This window comes from Desulfosarcina sp. (genome assembly GCF_033791525.1).
Lineage (GTDB): Bacteria > Desulfobacterota > Desulfobacteria > Desulfobacterales > Desulfosarcinaceae > Desulfosarcina.
In genome coordinates this window covers 1-3,856 of sequence record NZ_JASJGN010000056.1, presented here as the reverse complement: position 1 = coordinate 3,856, position 3,856 = coordinate 1, and the positions used below count along the sequence as shown (strand labels likewise).

General features: G+C 55.3%; 3 protein-coding genes and 1 tRNA gene. All 4 read right to left on the bottom strand.

All coding sequences use genetic code 11. The annotated features are described in order from the left end of the window. Window positions 1-622: 622 nt before the first annotated feature. Window positions 623-697, bottom strand: a tRNA-Val gene (locus tag QNK41_RS02835). Between the two features lie 61 nt (window positions 698-758). Continuing rightward, the gene (locus tag QNK41_RS02830) at window positions 759-1,949 is read right to left on the bottom strand and encodes a hypothetical protein (RefSeq protein WP_319253541.1); all 1,191 of its coding nucleotides are present in this window, start codon (window positions 1,947-1,949) and stop codon (window positions 759-761) included. Window positions 1,950-2,198: 249 nt separating this feature from the next. Beyond that, window positions 2,199-3,179 (bottom strand): polyprenyl synthetase family protein, encoded by a 981-nt coding sequence (locus QNK41_RS02825; protein WP_319253539.1) that lies wholly within the window; start codon window positions 3,177-3,179, stop codon window positions 2,199-2,201. Continuing rightward, the coding region (locus tag QNK41_RS02820) for a radical SAM protein (protein WP_319253537.1) at window positions 3,176-3,856 on the bottom strand (681 nt) is incomplete at its 5' end. The genes QNK41_RS02820 and QNK41_RS02825, both read right to left, overlap by 4 nt.

The window sequence follows — 3,856 nt, the reverse complement described above, 5'->3', positions numbered from 1 at the left end:
GTTCATTCTTTAATGTTGACGGCTTCGTATAAAGTCCGATATCGGCGTTACGCTTCATCCCTCGTCACGGCGGAGTCCACTAAATAGGCTTCATTCCGACGAACAACCATGGGCTTGGTTAATTATCTGATTTGTCTATCTATTGGAACGATACCGCTTCAAGGATTATTCAAAAGTGACCATAGCAAAGCCTGAAAATTTTAGCAAATGCACAAAACGAAAAAACCCGGGAACAAGATGCCCGTCGCTTACAACTTGAGGTGCCAATCTGGCACCTCAAATTCCCGACTATCCGATAAGATTATTTTTTGTCGATAAAACCAATCTTTTTGTTTATGGTGTGTTACCCATTTTTTTAAGATCGAATTGTCAGGAATTGGAAAGTAGCGCAAGGATGGCCAACACGTCCATGCTATGGGGGTGGTGCTCTCGGTTTTAGGCATCACCGTATTCAAGCGCTCCAAGGACAAGAAAACCGCCGGCGGCGATCTTTCCAGCGGCCTGGACTGCCGGCGGTGCTGGTCGGGAGAACCCAATTTTTTCCCTTCGCCTGCTCCGTTGATCCCACAAAAAAAGACCGACCATACTAAAGCTTGTATGGTCGATCTTTTTCACTCGTAAGTGGTAGGCGCGATTGGATTTGAACCAACGACCTCTTCCGTGTCAGGGAAGCGCTCTCCCCCTGAGCTACGCGCCTACATGAAGAAAAGCTGATACCACCTGCTCATAGGGCTGTCAAGGAATTTACGACTTCGGGATCACTGGTTCACCAGGCGGATGCGGACGGCCTCGGGGGTCACCTCAAAAATGTCGATTCCGAAGCCGCTGAAGGTTTTCAGCAGCAGCGCATCGGCCAGGGACCGTGCACTGCCCTGGTAGGTGACAGCCATGTCGGCACGGTCGGCCGTCATCTCTTTCATCTTCAGGTCATTGACCCCGGACAGCGACGAGATGGCCGTGCGCAGACGGACAAAACTCGCGATATGGCCGCCGGTGCCCTCCACCGCCACCTCAATGACGGCACTGCGATCCTTCTCCTGCTGCCAGACGGCAATGATCTGCCGGGCCAGGTCATCACCCGCCAATGCCCCTGCACCGGACAGGGCTTCGCGCCCTCCCGCGACCCCATCCTGACCGGAAACCACAGATTTCTGGCGGGTCCGACCGATCGGCTGCCCGGTCCGGACATCAAACGCCCGTGCCTCGAGGACAGCCTCATAGGCTTTGATGTCACCCCCCATGGTATTGGGTGCAGCCTCGGCAGTACCATAGCCGGAGACCAGTACATCCGCACCCAGTCGTCCTGCCAGGGCCACCAAATCCGCCTCCGGTGCATTCACGGGAAGCGACAGGGGTGACGTCAGATCGGGCAGGTCGATAATCTCGAACCCGGTCGCCTTAAGTGTCACCGCAAGAGCCCCTTCGCTGATGGTCCGGCTGCGTAGCCGGCGATCCCCCCACCAATAAGTAAAATCGGCGTCGGTCACATTTCTCTCCGCCACCATGAAAAGGATCCTCGGATACACGGCACCGGCCAGCGCCAGGCCCAGGCGGGATAAGTCCCGGCTGACCCGGTCAACAGCAATGTCCACCTGAACCAGCGTCCTGACCGTGTTTCCGGATACGGACTCGGTGAGCACCCGGTAGTTCTGGATATAGACATCCCGTTTAGCCAGGATATTGTCGTTGATCTGCTGGAATCGCCGGACCACGGTCTCACCGGTGAGCATCTCCATGACCACCTGGCCCACGGCGGCGACCAAGGCATCATTGACTGAATTCTGCCTGCCATCGGCCAGGTTTTTTCCGTGGATCGCAGCCGATCCCAATACGTTCAATTGCTTGACCACACGCTTGTCCGCCCCGTAGCTGCTGTTGCAGGACAGCACCAGGACAACCAACAGGCAGGTACGCTGGATCCATTTTTTAATCGTGTTCCGATCAGACATGGGTTTCTCCCTATGTACCCGTTCGCGGGTTCAAAGGTTCAGGGTTTAAAGGTTCAGGGTTCAAAGGTTCGCCGAAACCTCAGCCAAAGTGACCATTAACAGTAAACGATATCCAGTGAACGGATACATGCCGGAAATACTCGTACTGCGATTCGCGGTTCCATCAGTAATTTGGTAGCCTGTGAGCAAGGTCAACGAATGAAAGCCAACCCAGAACGGTGAACGCTGAACCTGCGAACACTTTCCTTCCTATGTTTTTCGGACCCGCGCATAGTCGGCAATGTCCATTAGAATTTCCCGTGTCGGACTATCCTCAAACGGCAGAAGCGCCGTCTTGGCTTTTTGAATGTGGGCCGTCGCCTGTGCTTCGGTATATGCGATGCCGCCGTGGCGTTTCAACATCTCCACCAGGGTTGCAAACTCGGTCTCGGTAAAATTTCGGTTTTCGAGAATGGCAACCATGCATTGTCGATCCGTCTCGGGTGCCCGGGACAAGGCATGGATCAGCGGCAGGGTCATTTTCCCCTCCCTCAAATCGGCCCCGGCATGTTTGCCCAAGGAAGAGATGTCCTGGGTGTAGTCGAGCATGTCATCGGCCATTTGAAACGCAAGCCCCAGATGATACCCGTAGTCGTTCAACGCCTGGACGGTGGCCGTCGTCGCACCGGCAACCAGGGCTCCCGTCCGGCAGGCACCTTCGAAAAGCACGGCCGTCTTGCAGCGAATCACATCTAAATAGTCGTTCTCACTGAGCGAAATGTCCCCTTTTTTCTCCAGCTGACGGATTTCACCTTGTGACATGTTTTCGGTAATCCTGGCTATGGTCTGGATCACCTCGCAAAGGCCGGTGTCCGCGGCGATGGAGAGCCCGCGCGCCAACAGGAAGTCGCCAGTGAGCACCGCAGTGGGATTATCCCATAACTGGTTGGCCACCTGACGGCCTCGCCGCATGTCCGCACCGTCTATCAGATCATCATGCAGCAAGGTGGCGGCGTGAAGATATTCAAAAATGGCGGAGAAACGTGCCGTGTGATTGCCTGAATATCCACAGAGCCGGGCGCACTGAACCATTAACAGGGGCCGTAATCGTTTACCTCCGGCAAACAGAATATGCCCGGCCACCTGAGATACCAGATCGAAATAGGGATTCAGGTTCTCTGCCAGTGCCTTTTCAATAGCCTTCAGATCGTCACCCACGGCGGCCAGGATTTTCTGTTTCAGGTCGGTCATAGCGCCCTTCCGATCAGATCGTATTCCAGCGTATCCGTTATCGTAACCGGTGTAATCTCACCGATCGTTGCCGCGGGGTCGCCCGGCTGGGTCTTCACAAACGTAATCCCGTCTACTTCTGGTGCTTGAAGGATGGTTCGACCCTCGTAAAGATGGGGTTCGGTGGAGGCCTCGATCAGCACCGGCAGGGTTTCCCCAATCATGGATTCCAGGTTGCTGGCCGAGATTTCCATCTGCCGGGCCATCAGCGTGTCGTGGCGGAACTGAGCCATCTTTTTGGATACATGCCCGGGCAGCCAATGGGAGGGCAGATCCTCGGCATCGGAATAGGCGAACACCCCCAGATGGTCGAAACCGACCTGTTCCACGAATTTCATCAGTTCTTGAAAATCGGCGTCTGTTTCTCCGGGAAAGCCAACGATCAGGGTGGTTCTGATGGCGGCTCCGGGAACCCTTGATCGAATGCGCTGAAACAGATCCAGCAACTGCTGCTTATCATAGTTACGGCCCATTTTCTTCAATACACGGCTGGCGGCGTGCTGAACGGGCAAGTCAAAATAGGGGCACAGATTGGAGTGGGCGGCAACAGCCTCGATCACGCCGTCGGTGATGCTTTCCGGGTGACCATACAGAAATCGGACCCACGTCTGCCCGACCACCTCGGCAAGGCGGAGCAG

Bases quoted from the DNA above. Each gene is read 5' to 3' on its own strand.
- QNK41_RS02830 (WP_319253541.1), bottom strand. From the start codon at position 1,949: ATGTCTGATCGGAACACGATTAAAAAATGGATCCAGCGTACCTGCCTG.
- QNK41_RS02825 (WP_319253539.1), bottom strand. From the start codon at position 3,179: ATGACCGACCTGAAACAGAAAATCCTGGCCGCCGTGGGTGACGATCTG.